Annotated in this window: 8 protein-coding genes, 1 tRNA gene and 2 rRNA genes (1 of these 11 only partly in view); 9 read left to right on the top strand and 2 right to left on the bottom strand. The window is 68.5% G+C overall.

What is annotated here, in order from left to right; all coding sequences use genetic code 11:
* From OG534_RS09815 to OG534_RS09805, 3 genes are all read left to right on the top strand, one after another.
* Nucleotides 1-2,463 (top strand): 23S ribosomal RNA (locus OG534_RS09815) (it extends 661 nt beyond the left edge of the window).
* Between the two features lie 76 nt (nucleotides 2,464-2,539).
* Nucleotides 2,540-2,656, top strand: a 5S ribosomal RNA gene (gene rrf / locus OG534_RS09810).
* A gap of 5 nt (nucleotides 2,657-2,661) precedes the next feature.
* Nucleotides 2,662-2,737, top strand: a tRNA-Thr gene (locus OG534_RS09805).
* 73 nt (nucleotides 2,738-2,810) lie between these two features.
* Here the strand turns inward: OG534_RS09805 and OG534_RS09800 are convergent.
* Nucleotides 2,811-3,323 (bottom strand): DinB family protein, encoded by a 513-nt coding sequence (locus OG534_RS09800; protein ID WP_326587707.1) that lies wholly within the window; start codon nucleotides 3,321-3,323, stop codon nucleotides 2,811-2,813.
* Between the two features lie 42 nt (nucleotides 3,324-3,365).
* Entirely contained in the window at nucleotides 3,366-5,951 is a 2,586-nt protein-coding gene (locus OG534_RS09795; RefSeq protein ID WP_326587706.1) for a SpoIIE family protein phosphatase, read from the bottom strand.
* 168 nt (nucleotides 5,952-6,119) lie between these two features.
* On the opposite strand from OG534_RS09795, the gene OG534_RS09790 reads away from it, so the two are divergent.
* The 6 genes from OG534_RS09790 (at nucleotide 6,120) to pgsA (ending at nucleotide 18,925) form a co-directional block, all read left to right on the top strand.
* Nucleotides 6,120-11,642, top strand: coding sequence for a HAMP domain-containing protein (locus tag OG534_RS09790; protein ID WP_326587705.1), 5,523 nt, complete (start codon nucleotides 6,120-6,122; stop codon nucleotides 11,640-11,642).
* Between the two features lie 274 nt (nucleotides 11,643-11,916).
* Nucleotides 11,917-12,600: a response regulator gene (locus tag OG534_RS09785; protein WP_326587704.1), complete on the top strand. Its 684-nt coding sequence runs from the start codon at nucleotides 11,917-11,919 to the stop codon at nucleotides 12,598-12,600.
* A 115-nt stretch (nucleotides 12,601-12,715) separates the two neighbouring features.
* A complete protein-coding gene (locus OG534_RS09780) occupies nucleotides 12,716-15,523 on the top strand; it encodes a DNA translocase FtsK (RefSeq protein WP_326587703.1) in 2,808 nt (935 codons plus the stop codon).
* Between the two features lie 219 nt (nucleotides 15,524-15,742).
* On the top strand, nucleotides 15,743-16,642 hold the full coding sequence (locus OG534_RS09775) for a helix-turn-helix domain-containing protein (protein ID WP_326587702.1): 900 nt from the start codon (nucleotides 15,743-15,745) through the stop codon (nucleotides 16,640-16,642).
* Between the two features lie 127 nt (nucleotides 16,643-16,769).
* Nucleotides 16,770-18,260, top strand: coding sequence for a 30S ribosomal protein S12 methylthiotransferase RimO (gene rimO, locus OG534_RS09770; protein ID WP_326587701.1), 1,491 nt, complete (start codon nucleotides 16,770-16,772; stop codon nucleotides 18,258-18,260).
* Complete coding sequence (gene pgsA, locus OG534_RS09765; protein ID WP_326587700.1) at nucleotides 18,257-18,925, top strand: CDP-diacylglycerol--glycerol-3-phosphate 3-phosphatidyltransferase; 669 nt, start codon at nucleotides 18,257-18,259, stop codon at nucleotides 18,923-18,925. Before rimO ends, pgsA begins: the two co-directional genes overlap by 4 nt.
* Nucleotides 18,926-18,976 lie beyond the last annotated feature (51 nt).

The following is an 18,976-nucleotide window of genomic DNA, read 5'->3' as shown; positions in this document are numbered from 1 at the left end:
CGTGCCTTTTGAAGAATGAGCCTGCGAGTTAGCGGTGTGTAGCGAGGTTAACCCGTGTGGGGAAGCCGTAGCGAAAGCGAGTCCGAATAGGGCGATTGAGTTGCACGCTCTAGACCCGAAGCGGAGTGATCTAGCCATGGGCAGGTTGAAGCGGAGGTAAGACTTCGTGGAGGACCGAACCCACCAGGGTTGAAAACCTGGGGGATGACCTGTGGTTAGGGGTGAAAGGCCAATCAAACTCCGTGATAGCTGGTTCTCCCCGAAATGCATTTAGGTGCAGCGTCACGTGTTTCTTGCCGGAGGTAGAGCACTGGATAGGCGATGGGCCCTACCGGGTTACTGACCTTAGCCAAACTCCGAATGCCGGTAAGTGAGAGCGTGGCAGTGAGACTGTGGGGGATAAGCTCCATGGTCGAGAGGGAAACAGCCCAGAGCATCGACTAAGGCCCCTAAGCGTACGCTAAGTGGGAAAGGATGTGGAGTCGCAGAGACAACCAGGAGGTTGGCTTAGAAGCAGCCACCCTTGAAAGAGTGCGTAATAGCTCACTGGTCAAGTGATTCCGCGCCGACAATGTAGCGGGGCTCAAGCGTACCGCCGAAGTCGTGTCATTGCAGCAATAGGGCCAACGCCCGCTGTGATGGGTAGGGGAGCGTCGTGTGCCGGGTGAAGCAGCAGCGGAAGCTAGTTGTGGACGGTTCACGAGTGAGAATGCAGGCATGAGTAGCGATACACACGTGAGAAACGTGTGCGCCGATTGACTAAGGGTTCCTGGGTCAAGCTGATCTGCCCAGGGTAAGTCGGGACCTAAGGCGAGGCCGACAGGCGTAGTCGATGGACAACCGGTTGATATTCCGGTACCCGCTTTGAAACGCCCAATATCGAATCCTCTAATGCTAAGGCCGTGAAGCCGTTCCGGAGCCTTCGGGCAAGGGAAAGTGGTGGAGCCGCCGATCCAAGGTGGTAGTAGGTAAGCGATGGGGTGACGCAGGAAGGTAGTCCAGCCCGGGCGGTGGTTGTCCCGGGGTAAGGGTGTAGGCCGAGGGGTAGGCAAATCCGTCCCTCATATAAGGCTGAGACCTGATGCCGAGCCGATTGTGGTGAAGTGGATGATCCTATGCTGTCGAGAAAAGCCTCTAGCGAGTTTCATGGCGGCCCGTACCCTAAACCGACTCAGGTGGTCAGGTAGAGAATACCGAGGCGTTCGGGTGAACTATGGTTAAGGAACTCGGCAAAATGCCCCCGTAACTTCGGGAGAAGGGGGGCCATCACTGGTGATCGGATTTACTCCGTGAGCTGGGGGTGGCCGCAGAGACCAGCGAGAAGCGACTGTTTACTAAAAACACAGGTCCGTGCGAAGCCGTAAGGCGATGTATACGGACTGACGCCTGCCCGGTGCTGGAACGTTAAGGGGACCGGTTAGTGCGCTTTCGGGCGTGCGAAGCTGAGAACTTAAGCGCCAGTAAACGGCGGTGGTAACTATAACCATCCTAAGGTAGCGAAATTCCTTGTCGGGTAAGTTCCGACCTGCACGAATGGCGTAACGACTTCTCGACTGTCTCAACCATAGGCCCGGTGAAATTGCACTACGAGTAAAGATGCTCGTTTCGCGCAGCAGGACGGAAAGACCCCGGGACCTTTACTATAGTTTGATATTGGTGTTCGGTTCGGCTTGTGTAGGATAGGTGGGAGACTTTGAAACCCCAACGCCAGTTGGGGTGGAGTCGTCGTTGAAATACCACTCTGGTCGTGCTGGATGTCTAACCTCGGTCCGTGATCCGGATCAGGGACAGTGTCTGATGGGTAGTTTAACTGGGGCGGTTGCCTCCCAAAGAGTAACGGAGGCGCCCAAAGGTTCCCTCAGCCTGGTTGGCAATCAGGTGTTGAGTGTAAGTGCACAAGGGAGCTTGACTGTGAGACCGACGGGTCGAGCAGGGACGAAAGTCGGGACTAGTGATCCGGCGGTGGCTTGTGGAAGCGCCGTCGCTCAACGGATAAAAGGTACCCCGGGGATAACAGGCTGATCTTCCCCAAGAGTCCATATCGACGGGATGGTTTGGCACCTCGATGTCGGCTCGTCGCATCCTGGGGCTGGAGTCGGTCCCAAGGGTTGGGCTGTTCGCCCATTAAAGCGGTACGCGAGCTGGGTTTAGAACGTCGTGAGACAGTTCGGTCCCTATCCGCTGTGCGCGTAGGAATATTGAGAAGGGCTGTCCCTAGTACGAGAGGACCGGGACGGACGAACCTCTGGTGTGCCAGTTGTCCTGCCAAGGGCATGGCTGGTTGGCTACGTTCGGGAGGGATAACCGCTGAAAGCATCTAAGCGGGAAGCCTGCTTCAAGATGAGTATTCCCACCTCCTTGAGAGGGTAAGGCTCCCAGTAGACGACTGGGTTGATAGGCCAGATGTGGAAGCCCGGTAACGGGTGAAGCTGACTGGTACTAATAGGCCGAGGGCTTGTCCTCAGTTGCTCGCGTCCACTGTGTTAGTTCTGAAATAACGAACAGCTGTGTTCATGCCAGCGTTCAAATTTCATAGTGTTTCGGTGGTCATAGCGTTAGGGAAACGCCCGGTTACATTCCGAACCCGGAAGCTAAGCCTTTCAGCGCCGATGGTACTGCAGGGGGGACCCTGTGGGAGAGTAGGACGCCGCCGAACAACCCGCCCTTTTAGCTCAGTCGGTAGAGCGTCTCCATGGTAAGGAGAAGGTCAACGGTTCGATTCCGTTAAAGGGCTCCAATAAAGAAGGCCCCCGCCATTTGGCGGGGGCCTTTTTGCGTTCCGGGTCGGTTTCAGGCGGGCTCGGCAGGGCTCAGTAGTAGCCCTTCTCGCCGTCCACGAGTTCGCGGACCGCGTCCAGGTGGCCGGCGTGGCGGGCCGTTTCCTCGATCATGTGGAGCAGGACCCAGCGTACGGAGGCGGCGCCGGCCTTGAACTCCTGGTTGAGGCCGGTGTCGTCCAGCGAGAGGGTCGCGAGTATCTCGTTCGACGTCGCGCACTGGCGGTCGTACTCGTCCAGGAGCCGGCGCAGGGGGATGCCCTCCACCTTCATGTCCGCGTCCTCCACGTCCCCGAACTGGGGGTTGGTGTCGGTCGGGCGGTTCAACAGAATCACGTCGAACCAGCAGTGCTCGACCCAGCGCATGTGGGAGACGAGTCCCGCGGCCGTCATCAGGGGCGAGGACGGCAGGACGGGGCGGTGGGCGTCCTCGTCGGAGAGGCCCTCGCACTTCCAATGGATGATCGAACGCTGCATGTCGAGCCAGCCCAGGAGCTGGGTGCGTTCGTCGGCGGTGTAATCGGGGCGGATCCGGGGGGTCGGCATGGGCGCCGAGGCTAGCGCAGGCGACGGCCGCCCGCACCGGGTTTATTCGCCGGGGCGCTGGTGCGGGACGCGGAACGCGAGGATCGCCATGTCGTCCGAGGCGGGTTCGGCCGCGAAGCGTTCCACCGCGCGCAGGACGCGGGAGGCGACCGCTCCGGCGGTGAGGCCCGTGCAGGTGGTGAGGACTTCGGTGAGGCCGTCGTCGCCGAGCATGCGGGTGCCCTCGCGGCGCTCCGTCACGCCGTCCGTGACGCAGAGCAGGACGTCGCCGGGGTCGAGGGTGAGGGTCTGTTCGTAGAGGTCCAGGTCCTCGATCACGCCCAGCAGGGGCTGCGGGTCGGCGGCCGCGTCGACCCGGCCGTTCGGGCGCAGGCGCAGCGGGAGCGGGTGGCCCGCGCAGACGACCTTCATCAGGGCGCCGCCGTCGGGCTGGGGGTGGAGCTCGCCGTAGAGGAGGGTGAGGAAGCGGCTGCGGGCGCCCTCGTCGAGGATGGCCGCGTTGAGGCGTTCGAGGACCGCCGGGCCGCCGAGGCCTTCGCGGGCAAGCAGGCGCAGTGCGTGCCGGGCGAGGCCGGTGACGGCGGCCGCCTCGGGGCCCGTACCGCAGACGTCGCCGATGGCGAAGCCGTACACGCCCTCGCGGATCGGGAAGACGTCGTAAAAGTCGCCGCCGACCTCGTTGCCTTCGCCGGCCGCGCGGTAGATGACCTCGACCTCCATGCCGGGGATGGCGGGGGAGCCGGGCGGCAGCAGGCTGCGCTGCAGGGAGCGGCTGATCGCGGTGCGCTCGGAGTAGAGGCGGGCGTTGTCGAGGGCGAGGGCGGCCCGGCGGGAGAGGTCCTCGGCGAGTTCGAGGATCTCCTGGCGGAAGTGCTCCTCCCGCGGCTTGCCGAGGGTGAGCAGGCCGATCACGCGGTTGCGGGCGAGGAGGGGGAGAACCACCGTCTCGCCGCCGACCGCAAGGGCCGTCTCGGGCCACGGGCGGGCGCCGGCCTCGCGGACCGGTTCGGGCGGACTGACCCGGGAGAGCAGGTCCTTGAGGCCGTCGATGCGCTCCTCGTCCTCGTGGAGGACGTAGGAGAGGTACGGGTCGGAGGTCTGGTCGGCGATGGTGTAGACGGCGCACCAGGTGGCCAGGGTCGGGACGGTCATCTGGGCCATGAGGGCCAGGGTCTGGTCCCGGTCGAGGGTGCCGGCCAGCAGGTCGGAGGCCTCGACGAGGAAGGACAGGGAACCGCGGCGCAGGCGTTCCAGTTCACCGAGGCGGGCGGACTCGACGGCGAGGGCGATGCGGTCGGCGGCGAACTGGAGGTGCAGGGCCTCTTCGTTGGAGTAGCGGCCGGGGGTCTCGGCGGCGACGCCCAGCGAGCCGGTGAGCCGGCCCTCCACCTTGAGGGGGACGGTGACCGCGGAGCGCATGCCGGTGGCCTCCAGGAGCGGGACGGCTCCGGGGACGGCGGTGAGGTCGTCGTGGACGGCGGGCATGCGGGCGGAGCCGTAGCGGTTGGTGCCGGCTTCGACGGGGACGCGGGCGAAGCGCTGGCGCGTGGAGGGCAGGCCGGTCGTGGCGCGGACCTCCAGTTCGGTCTCGTCGTCGGTGGCGAGCAGCAGGAAGGCGGCGTCGGCGTCGAGGAGGTCGCGGGCCCGTTCGACGGTGCGCTGGAGGAGGCCGTCGAGGTCGTCGGGGGCGGGGGAGCCGATGAAGACCTCGAAGGGGTCCGCGGGGCGCGGATCGGTGAAGTGGCCGCTGTCGGAGGCCGGCACCCGTACGGGGGTCTGGAGCAGGGCGCGCTCGTCGTCGTGGACGAGGAGGCAGACGATGGACGGTTCGCCGTGGGCGTCGCGGACCCGCAGGTGGGAGGCGTAGACGGGGATGACGCGGCCGTCGGAGCCGCGGACGCCGTAGCTGCCCTCCCAGCGGGACAGGCGCAGGGCCTCGGCGATGCCGGTGCCGGTGCCGGGGGTCTGCGGCCAGGCGGCGAGCTCGGCGAGCGGGCGGCCCACGACCTTCTCGGCGGCGTAGCCGAAGATGGCCTCGGCGTCCTCGTTCCAGGCGGAGACGGTGTCGGCCGAGTCGATCTGGAGGACGGCGACGCGGACCCGGCTGTCGGCGAGGGGGAGCAGCTGGTCGGGGACGACGGGGCCCGCCGAGCGGGTACCGACCGGCCGGTCTGGGAGGTCGAGGCGGAACCACACGTGCTTGTGCGTGGCCGTGTACTCGACGCCCCAGCGGGTGGCGAGGGCGGCGCAGAGCATCAGGCCGCGGCCGTTCTCGCGGTCGGGGTCGGCGTACGGACGGTCACCGGGGTGCTGGAGGGGGAGCTCGCGCTCCGGGTAGCGGTCGGCGACCTCGACCCGTACGCCGCCCGCGGAGCGCAGGCACAGGACCTCGGCCCGGGTTCCGGCGTGGACGACGGCATTGGTGACGAGCTCGCTGGTGAGTACCACCGCGTCGTCGACGATGTCCGCGAAGCCCCAGCCCTGCAGGGTGTCGCGGACGAACGTGCGAGCGGCGGCGACCGAACGCCCGAGGGGATCGAAACTGGCAGCCGCCCGTGCCGTGATCACGATTCTCCTTCGACGCGGTTGGACATCGGGTGCCAGGTTACTTACCTTCGCGGTCGGCATGGTGCCGTCGTCGGGGAATCCACCCGCAGGGTACGGCCGGTGTGCGATGGTGCCGAAGTGTTATGGCCGGGTTCGGCCAGGGTGAAACACTGGGCAGGCTTGCAGAGCCGGCTTGAGAAGAGTCAGGTGTCCGGTGGAACAGTGGTCGACCCTTTCGGGAGGGACACGGTGGAGTCTGGCGCAGCGGTGCGGCGTACGGGGACGCGGCCGAAGGGCGGTCGCGCCCGGCGCAGTGGCACGACGGAGGTCGACAGCGCCGCTCTGAACCGGCTGCTCACGGCCCTGGTGTCGATGCGGGACGGGAACTTCCGCAAGCGGCTGACGGTGTCCGGCGAGGGCGTGATGGCGGAGATCGCCGCCGTCTACAACGAGGTCGCCGACCGCAACCTCCACCTGACCGGGGAGCTGTCCCGGGTCCGGCGGATGGTGGGCCGCGAGGGCAAGCTGAGCGAACGGCTGGAAACAGGTGCTTGCGAGGGCTCCTGGGCGGCCGCGATCGATGCCTCGAACCAGCTGGTGGACGATCTGGCCCGGCCGGTGTCCGAGGTGGGCCGGGTGCTGTCGGCGGTGGCCGAGGGCGATCTGGACCAGCGGATGGACCTGCGGACGCAGGCCGCCGACGGGGTCGGGCATCCGCTGCGCGGGGAGTTCCTGAAGGTCGGGCGCACGGTCAACAACCTGGTCGACCAGCTGTCCGCGTTCACCGACGAGGTGACGCGCGTGGCGCTGGAGGTGGGCACCGAGGGCAAACTCGGCGGTCAGGCCCAGGTACGCGGAATGTCTGGTTCTTGGAAGGACCTGACCGACTCCGTCAATACGATGGCGTACCGGCTCACCGCTCAGGTGCGTGATATCGCTCTCGTCACGACGGCGGTCGCCAAGGGTGATCTGTCGCGCAAGGTCACGGTGCACGTGGCCGGCGAGATGCTGCAGTTGAAGAACACCGTGAACACGATGGTGGACCAGCTGTCCTCCTTCTCCTCCGAGGTGACCCGCGTCGCCCGCGAGGTGGGCACGGAGGGCGAGCTGGGCGGCCAGGCGAAGGTGCCCGGGGTCGCGGGCGTGTGGAAGGACCTGACCGACTCGGTCAACACCATGGCCGGCAACCTGACGGCCCAGGTGCGCGGGATCGCGCAGGTGACGACGGCGGTCGCGAACGGCGACCTGTCGCAGAAGGTGCGGGTCAGCGCACGCGGCGAGGTGGCGCAGCTGGCCGAAACGATCAATCAGATGACCGAGACCCTGCGGACCTTCGCGGACGAGGTCACGCGCGTGGCCAGCGAGGTCGGGGCCAAGGGGCTGCTCGGCGGCCAGGCGCAGGTGCCGGGGGCGGCCGGGACGTGGAAGGACCTCACCGACTCGGTGAACACGGTCTTCCGCAACCTCACGACCCAGGTGCGGGACATCGCGCAGGTGACGACGGCGGTGGCCAACGGCGACCTGTCGCAGAAGGTCACCGTGGACGTGGCCGGCGAGATGCTGGAGCTGAAGAACACCGTCAACACGATGGTGGACCAGCTCCAGTCCTTCGGTGCGGAAGTGACGCGGGTGGCCCGTGAGGTCGGCGTCGAGGGTGAGCTGGGCGGCCAGGCGCAGGTGCCGGGGGCGGCCGGGACGTGGAAGGACCTCACCGACTCGGTGAACACCGCCTTCCGCAACCTCACCGGGCAGGTCCGCAACATCGCGCAGGTGACGACGGCGGTGGCCAACGGCGACCTGTCGCAGAAGGTCACCGTGGACGTCTCCGGCGAGATGCTCCAGCTGAAGAACACCGTGAACACGATGGTGGACCAGCTGTCCTCCTTCGCCGACCAGGTCACGCGGATGGCGCGGGACGTGGGTACGGAGGGCCGGCTCGGCGGCCAGGCCCGTGTGGAGGGGGTGTCCGGCACCTGGAAGGAGCTCACCGACTCCGTCAACTTCATGGCCGGCAACCTGACCTCGCAGGTGCGCCAGATCGCGCAGGTGACGACGGCGGTGGCCCGGGGCGACCTGTCCCAGAAGATCGACGTGGACGCCCGGGGCGAGATCCTGGAGCTGAAGAACACCATCAACACGATGGTCGACCAGCTCTCGGCCTTCGCGGAGCAGGTCACGCGGGTGGCCCGGGACGTGGGTACGGAGGGCCGGCTCGGGGGCCAGGCGCAGGTGCCCGGGGTGGCCGGCGTATGGCGTGACCTGACGGACTCGGTGAACGGCATGGCCGGGAACCTGACCTCGCAGGTGCGCAACATCGCCCAGGTCGCCACCGCGGTGGCGCGCGGTGACCTCTCGCAGAAGATCGACGTGGACGCCCGGGGCGAGATCCTGGAGCTGAAGAACACCCTCAACACCATGGTCGACCAGCTCTCGAACTTCGCGGAGCAGGTGACGCGGGTGGCCCGGGAGGTGGGCACCGAGGGCATCCTCGGCGGCCAGGCGGAGGTGAAGGGCGTCTCCGGCACCTGGAAGGACCTCACCCAGTCCGTCAACTTCATGGCGAACAACCTGACGTCCCAGGTGCGCAACATCGCCGAGGTGACGACGGCGGTCGCCATGGGCGACCTCTCCAAGAAGATCACCGTCGACGCGAAGGGCGAGATCCTCGAACTCGTCACCACGGTCAACACGATGGTGGACCAGCTGTCCTCCTTCGCGGAGCAGGTGACGCGGGTGGCCCGCGAGGTGGGCTCCGAGGGCATCCTCGGCGGTCAGGCCCGGGTGCGCGGCGTGACGGGCATCTGGAAGGACCTGACCGACAACGTCAATCTGATGGCCAACAACCTGACCTCGCAGGTGCGCAACATCTCCCAGGTCTCGGCGGCGGTCGCCAACGGCGACCTGACGAAGAAGGTCACGGTCGAGGCGCGCGGCGAGGTCGCGCAGCTCGCCGACACCGTCAACACGATGGTGAAGACCCTCTCCTCCTTCGCCGACGAGGTGACGCGGGTGGCCCGCGAGGTGGGTACGGAGGGACGCCTGGGCGGCCAGGCGCACGTGCCGGGCGTCTCGGGGACGTGGAAGGACCTCACCGACTCGGTGAACTTCATGGCGTCCAACCTCACCGGTCAGGTGCGGCAGATCGCCATGGTCACGACCGCCATCGCCAAGGGCGACATGACCAAGAAGATCGACATCGACGCCCGGGGCGAGATCCTGGAGCTGAAGACCACCATCAACACGATGGTCGACCAGCTGTCGTCCTTCGCCGACCAGGTGACGCGGGTGGCCCGCGAGGTGGGCACCGAGGGCATCCTCGGCGGCCAGGCCCGGGTCCGGGACGTCGACGGCACCTGGCGGGACCTGACCGAGTCCGTGAACGAGATGGCCGGCAACCTCACCCGGCAGGTGCGCGCGATCGCGGCCGTGGCCACCGCGGTGACGCGCGGCGACCTGAGCCTGAAGGTCGACGTGGACGCGGCGGGCGAGATCCAGGTCCTCCAGGACAACATCAACACGATGATCGTGAACCTGCGCGACACCACCCTGGCCAACAAGGAGCAGGACTGGCTCAAGGGCAATCTCGCCCGGATCTCCGCCCTGATGCAGGGCCGCCGGGAGCTGGACGACGTGGCCTCGCTGATCATGAGCGAGCTGACCCCGGTGGTCTCGGCGCAGCACGGCGCCTTCTTCCTGGCGCTGCCGGCCGGCGGCACCACCGAGATCGGGACGGAGGGGGGCGCGGACGGCTCGTACGAGCTGCGGATGCGCGGGAGTTACGCGTACGCGGGCGGCCAGATGCCCATCTCCTTCCGGCCGGGTGAGGGGCTGATCGGGACCGTCGCGGAGGAGAAGCGGACGATCCTCGTCGAGAACACCCCGCCGGGCTACCTGAAGATCTCCTCGGGGCTCGGTGAGGCGCCGCCGGCGCACGTGATCGTGCTGCCGGTGCTCTTCGAGGGGAAGGTGCTCGGCGTCATCGAGCTGGCCTCCTTCACGCCCTTCACACAGATCCAGAAGGATTTCCTCAGCCAGATCGCCGAGATGATCGGTACGAGCGTCAACACCATCAGCGTCAACTCCAAGACGGAGATGCTGCTGAAGCAGTCGCAGGAGATGACCGAGCAGCTGCGGGAGCGTTCGGACGAGCTGGAGAACCGGCAGAAGGCCCTGCAGGCCGCCAACGCGGAGCTGGAGGAGAAGGCCGAGCTGCTGGCGCAGCAGAACCGGGACATCGAGGTGAAGAACACCGAGATCGAGGAGGCCCGGCAGGTCCTGGAGGAGCGTGCCGAGCAGCTCGCGGTCTCGATGCGCTACAAGTCGGAGTTCCTGGCGAACATGTCGCACGAGCTGCGGACCCCGCTCAACTCGCTGCTGATCCTGGCCAAGCTGCTCGCTGACAACGCGGACGAGAACCTGTCGGGCAAGCAGGTGGAGTTCGCCGAGACGATCCACGGCGCCGGTTCGGACCTGCTGCAGCTGATCAACGACATCCTCGACCTGTCGAAGGTCGAGGCGGGGAAGATGGACGTCTCGCCGACCCGGATCGCGCTGGTCCAGCTCGTGGACTACGTGGAGGCGACGTTCCGGCCGCTGACGGCGGAGAAGGGCCTGGACTTCTCGGTACGGGTCTCCCCGGAGTTGCCGGCCACCCTGCACACCGACGAGCAGCGGCTGCTCCAAGTACTGCGCAACCTGCTGTCGAACGCGGTGAAGTTCACCGACAGCGGGGCGGTGGAGCTGGTGATCCGGCCGGCCGGGGCCGATGTGCCGACGGCGATCCGCGAACAGCTGCTGGAGGCCGGTTCGCTGCGGGAGGCGGACGCGGACCTGATCGCCTTCTCGGTGACCGACACCGGGATCGGGATCGCGGCGAGCAAGATGCTGGTGATCTTCGAGGCGTTCAAGCAGGCGGACGGGACGACGAGCCGCAAGTACGGCGGCACTGGTCTGGGCCTGTCCATCAGCCGGGAGATCGCCCGGCTGCTCGGCGGGGAGATCCACGCGGCCAGTGAGCCCGGCCGCGGGTCCACCTTCACGCTGTACCTGCCGCTGCACCCGAGCGAGCTGCCTCCGCAGGGGTACGCGCCGCCGACGCCCGGCGGGGCCCGCGGCGAGCTGTACCGCCGGTCCCTCGACGGTGCGCGGCCCGCGCTGCCGGCGTCCCCGTCCGTACCGCCGGCGCACTCCCAGCCGGCGCGGCCCGCGCTGTCGACCGCCGAGCCGGCCGGGCCGGGGCAGGGCGGCGGGGCCGCGCTGTTCCGGCGGCGGCGCAAGCCGCTGAGCGACCTGGAGCCGCGTACGGCGGTGCCGGGGCAGCCGAACGCGGTGGGGGCCGAGGACGGCTGGGCCAACGCGGAGGAGGAACTTCCGGTGGTGCCCCGGACGTACGACTTCCACGGCGAGAAGGTGCTCATCGTGGACGACGACGTACGCAACGTCTTCGCGCTCACCAGCGTGCTGGAGCAGCACGGGCTGGCCGTGCTGTACGCGGAGAACGGGCGGGAGGGCATCGAAGTCCTGGAGCAGCACGACGATGTGACGGTCGTGCTGATGGACATCATGATGCCCGAGATGGACGGGTACGCGACGACCTCGGCGATCCGGCGGATGCCGCAGTTCGCGGGGCTGCCGATCATCGCGCTGACGGCGAAGGCGATGAAGGGGGACCGGGAGAAGGCGATCGACTCCGGTGCTTCCGACTACGTCACGAAGCCGGTCGACCCCGACTACCTGCTGTCGGTGATGGAGCAGTGGATGCGCGGCAAGTGATCACGGGGAGAGCGGAGGGAGCCCCTTTGCCGACCGGCTGTGGCCGGAGCGGTGTGGGAGCTCGGCAAACGGGGAACCTTCTGCTCTCCCACCACGTTTCTGCTTCGTGCACAGTGACATCTTGGTGACAGGGTGTGGCGATCTCGGGACTGGGGCTACGATGACCGGCACAAGGACGGACGGCGCAAGGATGCCGCCCTCTGGGGCGGGGCCCGGCGCACATGCCGGCGCCTGGAGCCGGGGAGGCCCCGTGCCGGGGCGAGGAGGACAGGGCATGGTGCAGAAGGCCAAGATCCTCCTGGTCGACGACCGGCCGGAGAATCTGCTGGCGCTGGAGGCCATCCTCTCCGCGCTCGATCAGACACTGGTCCGGGCGTCGTCGGGGGAGGAAGCGCTCAAGGCGCTGCTGACGGACGATTTCGCGGTCATCCTGCTGGATGTCCAGATGCCGGGCATGGACGGATTCGAGACGGCCGCGCACATCAAGCGGCGGGAACGGACCCGGGACATCCCGATCATCTTCCTCACCGCGATCAACCACGGTCCGCACCACACGTTCCGCGGCTACGCGGCCGGCGCGGTGGACTACATCTCCAAGCCCTTCGACCCGTGGGTGCTGCGGGCCAAGGTCTCGGTCTTCGTGGAGCTGTATACGAAGAACTGCCAACTGCGCGAGCAGGCGGCCCTGCTGCGGCTGCAGCTGGAGGGCGGCAGTTCGAACGGCGTGGACGCGAGCAAGGAGACGGCCGGGCTGCTGGCCGAGCTCTCCGCGCGGCTCGCGGCGGTGGAGGAGCAGGCGGAGGCGCTGACCAAGCAGCTCGGCGAGGACTCGGCCGATGCGGGCGTGGTGGCGACCGCCGCCCATCTGGAACGCAAACTCACCGGACTGCGGCGGGCGCTCGACGCGCTGGAGCCCGGGACGGCCGGAGGCGCTCCGGTCCTGCCCGCGCAGAACTGACCGAGCGTGCCGCAGTCCTGGCGGAGCGTCAAAGCGACGACGGGGCCGACGACACGAACGGGTGAAGGGGTGGGCACGCGTGTCCACCGGCGTGCGCACCGGTAACCTCGGGCCCATGGCCTCAAGTACGTCCGGCAAGGGTTCCCAGAGCACCGCGGGCACCGCGAAGGGCCGCACCGGCCGTACGACGGCGCCGGCGAAGAAGGCGGCCCCCGCACGCAAGCCTCCGGCGAAGAAGGCCGCGGCCGCCAAGCGCGCCCCGGCCAAGAAGGCCGCGGCCCAGCCCGCGCCGTCCCCGACGGGAGGCGTGGTGCGGCTGGTGCGCGCCGTGTGGCTGGGCTGCGCACACGCGGTCGGCGCCGTCTTCCGCGGGATCGGCCAGGGGGCCAAGAACCTCGACCCCGCCCACCGCAAGGACGGCCTGGCGCTGCTGCTGCTCGCCCTCGCGCTGATCGTCGCCGCCGGCACCTGGTCGAACCTGAACGGACCCGTCGGGGATCTGGTCACCATGCTGATCACCGGCGCCTTCGGACGACTGGATCTGCTCGTGCCGATCCTGCTCGGCGTCATGGCGGTACGTTTCATCCGCCATCCCGAGCAGCCCGATGCCAACGGCCGCATCGGCATCGGGCTCTCCGCCCTCGCCATCGGGGTCCTGGGCCTGGTCCACATCGCCTGCGGAGCGCCCGGCCGCGACGAGGGCACCACCGCGATGCAGAACGCGGGCGGGCTCATCGGCTGGGGCGCCTCCAAGCCGCTGATCTTCACCATGGGCGCGCCGCTGGCCGTGCCCATGCTGGTGCTGCTGACGATCTTCGGGCTGCTCGTGGTCACCGCGACCCCGGTCAACGCGATCCCGCAGCGGCTGCGCAGGCTCGGCATCCGGCTCGGGATCATCGCCCCGAACGAGTACGACGAGGGGTACGGGGAGGCCGAGGCTGGCCCGGTCGAGCGGCACGACCCCGAGCAGTGGCGGGCCCGTGGCCGGGCGGGCGCGTCCGCCGGCTCCGGCGACCCGGCGGACGCCGCGGAGGAGGAGGCGCTCGCCCGGCGGCGCAGGCCGCGCAGGGCCTCCGCCCGGCCGGCCGCGGACCGGGAGATGGACGCCGTGGACGTGGCCGCGGCGGCCGCCGCCGCGCTGGACGGGGTGGTCTACGGCGGCATGCCGCCCTCCCCGCTCGTCGCCGACCTCACGCAAGGGATCACCGTCGAGCGGGAGGGTGCGGAGGTCACCGCGCCGGTTCCGACCGCCCGCGGGGAGCGTCCCGTGCCGGCCGCCGCTCCCGCCACACCGGACGAACGGCCGCCGCACGCCACTCCCGACGAGCGGCCGCCGCACGCCACCACCGCCGCGGCCTCGGGGACGCTGTCGGTGCCCGACCTGACCAAGGCCCCGCCGGAGCCCCAGGCGCTGCCGCCGCGCGCCGAGCAGCTCCAGCTGCGCGGGGACATCACGTACGCACTGCCCTCGCTCGACCTGCTGGAGCGGGGCGGGCCGGGCAAGACCCGCAGCGCCGCCAACGACGCGGTGGTCGCCTCGCTGACGAACGTCTTCACGGAGTTCAAGGTCGACGCGACGGTCACCGGTTTCACCCGGGGGCCGACGGTGACGCGCTACGAGGTGACCCTCGGGGCGGCGGTGAAGGTGGAGCGGATCACGGCACTGGCGAAGAACATCGCCTACGCCGTCGCCTCGCCCGACGTCCGGATCATCAGCCCGATCCCGGGCAAGTCGGCCGTCGGCATCGAGATCCCGAACTCCGACCGCGAGATGGTCAACCTCGGCGACGTACTGCGCCTCGCGGACGCGGCCGAGGACGACCACCCCATGCTGGTCGCGCTCGGCAAGAACGTCGAGGGCGGCTACGAGATGGCCAACCTCGCCAAGATGCCGCACGTGCTGGTCGCCGGCGCCACCGGTTCCGGAAAGTCCTCCTGCATCAACTGCCTGATCACCTCCGTCATGGTCCGGGCCACCCCGGACGACGTGCGGATGGTGCTGGTGGACCCCAAGCGGGTCGAGCTGACCGCGTACGAGGGCATCCCGCACCTGATCACGCCGATCATTACCAACCCCAAGCGGGCCGCCGAGGCGCTCCAGTGGGTCGTGCGCGAGATGGACCTGCGCTACGACGACCTGGCCGCCTTCGGCTACCGGCACATCGACGACTTCAACAAGGCCATCCGGGACGGCAAGATCAAACTGCCGCCGGGCAGCGAGCGCGAGCTCAGCCCCTACCCGTACCTGCTGGTGATCGTCGACGAGCTGGCGGACCTGATGATGGTGGCCCCGCGCGACGTCGAGGACTCGATCGTCCGGATCACCCAGCTGGCCCGCGCGGCCGGCATCCACCTGGTGCTGGCGACCCAGCGGCCCTCGGTGGACGTGGTCACCGGCCTGATCAAGGCGAACGTGCCCTCGCGGCTCGCCTTCGCCACGTCCTCGCTCGCCGACAGCCGGGTCATCCTCGACCAGCCCGGAGCCGAGAAGCTGATCGGCAAGGGCGACGGGCTGTTCCTGCCGATGGGGGCGAACAAGCCGGTCCGCCTCCAGGGCGCCTTCGTCACCGAGGACGAGATCGCCGGGATCGTCCAGCACTGCAAGGACCAGATGGCGCCCGTCTTCCGGGACGACGTCACCGTCGGGCAGAAGCAGAAGAAGGAGATCGACGAGGACATCGGCGACGACCTGGACCTGCTGTGCCAGGCGGCGGAGCTGGTGGTCTCGACGCAGTTCGGCTCCACCTCGATGCTCCAGCGCAAGCTGCGGGTGGGTTTCGCGAAGGCCGGACGGCTCATGGACCTCATGGAATCGCGGGGCATCGTCGGTCCGAGCGAGGGTTCGAAGGCGCGCGACGTGCTGCTGAAGGCCGACGAGCTGGACGGAGTGCTGGCCGTCATCCGCGGCGAGGCCCATCCGTAATGAAACCGCGGGCAACCGTTTCCCTTGGACTCGCGTCAAGTTGAAGAGAGGTGGCGGCACCTCGCACGACTTCGCGTACGGCGTCGGGCCGCCGCACCGGCGGGACCTTCGTTCGCCATTCGGATGGCGTAGGAAGTGCACCCTCCGGTTGCTCCACCCTTTCGTCACCCCCCTAGACTGGACATCCAGCAGGTGGCTACACGCTCGAAAGGCGCCCTTGTGTCCATCGGCAACTCCAACTCCCCCGAAGAAGAGCGGCCTTCGACCGACGACCGGTCCGAGGACCGCATCGTCGAACGTCCCGTCGAAGAGCCTTCCATCGGGACGGCCCTCAAGAAGGCCCGGATCGCCGCCGGGCTCACCGTCGACGAGGTCAGTTCCACCACCCGCGTGCGCATCCCGATCGTGCACGCGATCGAAGAGGACGACTTCACGCGGTGCGGCGGCGACGTCTACGCCCGCGGTCACATCCGTACGCTCGCCCGCGCCGTCCACCTCGACCCGGCACCCCTGGTCGAGAGCTACGACGCGGCCCACGGCGGCCGGCCGGCACCCACCCCCGCCGCGCCGATGTTCGATGCCGAGCGCATCCGCCCCGAGCGGCAGCGGCCCAACTGGACCGCGGCCATGGTCGCCGCCATCGTCGCCGTGATCGGCTTCGTCGGCTTCACCGCCTTCAGCGGCGGCGACGACAAGGGCAAGCGTCCGGTGGCGGAAGGTTCCGCCTCCCCGAAGCCCGCACCCCACCAGACCGGCGGGAAGCCGGCCGCCCAGCCTCAGCCCCAGACCCCCCAGGCACCCAAGCCGGAGCCCTCGGACAGCGCCATCGCCGCCGCGCCCAAGGACCTCGTCACGGTCGTCCTGACGGCCGACACGGGCGAGAGCTGGATCTCCGCGAAGGACTCCACCGGCCGACTGCTCTTCGACGGCACCCTCGTGCAGGGTGAGTCCAAGACCTTCACGGACAAGGAGTCCGTCGACCTCGTGCTCGGCGACGCCGGGGTCGTGAAGCTCTTCGTGAACGGCAAGGAGATCAAGGACGACTTCCAGCCGGGTCAGGTGGAACGTCTCACATACACGAAGGAAGACCCTCTGCAGGATCAGCCCCAGGCGGGCTGACGAGGGAGCCGCCCCACGGCGGAACGCGTGAATCCGGGTCCCCGGGGTGCTGCACCGCACCCCGGGGATCTTGGTGTAGGGGGACTTGCGGCGGGGGCCGACTCCGGGACGAAGTAGTCTTGAGTCCATGCCCGAACGCCGTACCGTCGCCCTTGTCACTCTTGGCTGCGCCCGTAACGAGGTGGACTCGGAGGAGCTCGCAGGCCGCTTGGCGGCGGATGGCTGGGAGCTCGTCGAGGACGCCGCCGATGCGGACGTAGCCGTCGTCAACACCTGCGGCTTCGTCGAAGCCGCCAAAAAGGACTCCGTAGACGCCCTCCTGGAAGCCAACGATCTCAAGGATCACGGCAGGACCCAGGCCGTCGTCGCCGTCGGCTGCATGGCCGAGCGCTACGGCAAGGAGCTCGCCGAGGCGCTTCCCGAGGCCGACGGCGTGCTCGGCTTCGACGACTACGCCGACATCTCCGACCGCCTCCAGACCATCCTCAACGGCGGCATCCACGCCTCGCACACCCCGCGCGACCGGCGCAAGCTGCTGCCGATCAGCCCGTCGGCGCGCCAGGACGCGAAGGTGGCGCTCCCGGGCCACGCCCAGGAACCCGTCGCGGAGGCCCCCGCCGACCTGCCGGACGGCCTCGCACCCGCCTCCGGGCCGCGCGCCCCGCTGCGCCGCCGCCTGGACAAGAGCCCCGTCGCCTCGGTCAAGCTGGCCTCCGGCTGCGACCGGCGCTGCTCCTTCTGCGCCATCCCGTCCTTCCGCGGCTCCTTCGTCTCCCGCCGCCCCAGCGACGTGCTGGGCGAGACCCGCTGGCTCGCCGAGCAGGGCGTCAAGGAGATCATGCTGGTCTCCGAGAACAACACCTCGTACGGCAAGGATCTCGGCGACATCCGGCTGCTGGAGACCCTGCTGCCGGAGCTGGCCGAGGTGGACGGCATCGAGCGCGTCCGCGTCAGCTACCTGCAGCCCGCCGAGATGCGGCCCGGCCTGATCGACGTACTCACCTCGACCCCCAAGGTCGTGCCGTACTTCGACCTGTCCTTCCAGCACTCGGCCCCCGACGTGCTGCGCTCCATGCGCCGCTTCGGTGACACCGACCGGTTCCTGGAGCTGCTGGACAACATCCGCAGCAAGGCCCCGACGGCGGGCGTGCGGTCCAACTTCATCGTCGGCTTCCCCGGCGAGAAGGAGTCGGACTTCGCGGAGCTGGAGCGTTTCCTCACCCACGCGCGCCTGGACGCCATCGGCATCTTCGGCTACTCCGACGAGGACGGCACCGAGGCCGTCACCTACGACCACAAGCTGGACGAGGACACCATCGCCGAGCGGCTCGCGCACATGCAGCGGCTCGCCGAGGAGCTCACCTCGCAGCGCGCCGAGGAGCGGATCGGGGAGACCCTGGAAGTACTCGTCGAGACCGTGGAAGAGGTCGACGAGGACGGCGTGGGCGCCTACGGACGCGCCGAGCACCAGGCACCCGAGACCGACGGCCAGGTGGTCTTCACGGACAGCACGGGCCTGGTCCCGGGGCGTATCGTCACGGCAAAGGTGGTCGGCACCCTCGGTGTGGACCTGGTGGCCGAGCCCCTGGGCGCGGATCTTGAGGAGGCGGCCGGATGACCGGAGTCCCGGCATCTGCGGCGGGCGGGACCGGCCGCCGGCCCGTACCCGGCGCGAAGCTGGGGGCCGCGGCGGTCAATCAGGCCAGCCTGTGGAACATCGCCAACATCCTGACGATGATCCGGCTCGTGCTCGTGCCGGGCTTCGTCTTCCTGCTGCTCGCCGAGGGCGGCTACGACCCGGCCTGGCGGGCCTGGGCCTGGGCGGCGTTCGCCGTCGCCATGATCACGGACATCTTCGACGGGCACCTGGCCCGGACGTACAACCTGGTCACGGACTTCGGCAAGATCGCCGATCCCATCGCCGACAAGGCGATCATGGGGTCGGCGATGATCTGTCTCTCCTGGCTCGGTGACCTCCCCTGGTGGGTGACCGGGGTGATCCTCGGACGGGAGCTGGGGATCACGATGCTCCGCTTCTGGGTCATCCGATACGGAGTGATTCCGGCCAGCCGCGGCGGCAAGCTCAAGACCCTGGCCCAGGGCACGGCAGTGGGCATGTACGTGCTCGCGCTGACCGGGCCGCTGGCGACCATGCGCTTCTGGGTGATGGCGATCGCCGTCGTGCTGACCGTGGTCACCGGTTTGGACTACATCCGGCAGGCCGTCGTGCTGCGCCGCCAGGGTATCGCCGCGGAGCGAGCCGAGGAGCGGGCCGCGAGGTGACGCACGCGGCGGGGGATTCTCCGGCCTCGGAAACCGGTGCCGGAGAGGTCG

It is taken from the genome of Streptomyces sp. NBC_01294 (assembly GCF_035917235.1).
Taxonomy (GTDB): Bacteria; Actinomycetota; Actinomycetes; order Streptomycetales; family Streptomycetaceae; genus Streptomyces; species Streptomyces caledonius.
This window is presented reverse-complemented; position numbering and strand designations above follow the sequence as displayed.

Coding starts and splice junctions, on each gene's coding strand:
- OG534_RS09800 (WP_326587707.1), bottom strand. CDS start 3,323: ATGCCGACCCCCCGGATCCGCCCCGATTACACCGCCGACGAACGCACC.
- OG534_RS09795 (WP_326587706.1), bottom strand. CDS start 5,951: ATGCCGACCGCGAAGGTAAGTAACCTGGCACCCGATGTCCAACCGCGT.
- OG534_RS09785 (WP_326587704.1), top strand. CDS start 11,917: ATGGTGCAGAAGGCCAAGATCCTCCTGGTCGACGACCGGCCGGAGAAT.
- OG534_RS09780 (WP_326587703.1), top strand. CDS start 12,716: ATGGCCTCAAGTACGTCCGGCAAGGGTTCCCAGAGCACCGCGGGCACC.
- rimO (WP_326587701.1), top strand. CDS start 16,770: ATGCCCGAACGCCGTACCGTCGCCCTTGTCACTCTTGGCTGCGCCCGT.
- pgsA (WP_326587700.1), top strand. CDS start 18,257: ATGACCGGAGTCCCGGCATCTGCGGCGGGCGGGACCGGCCGCCGGCCC.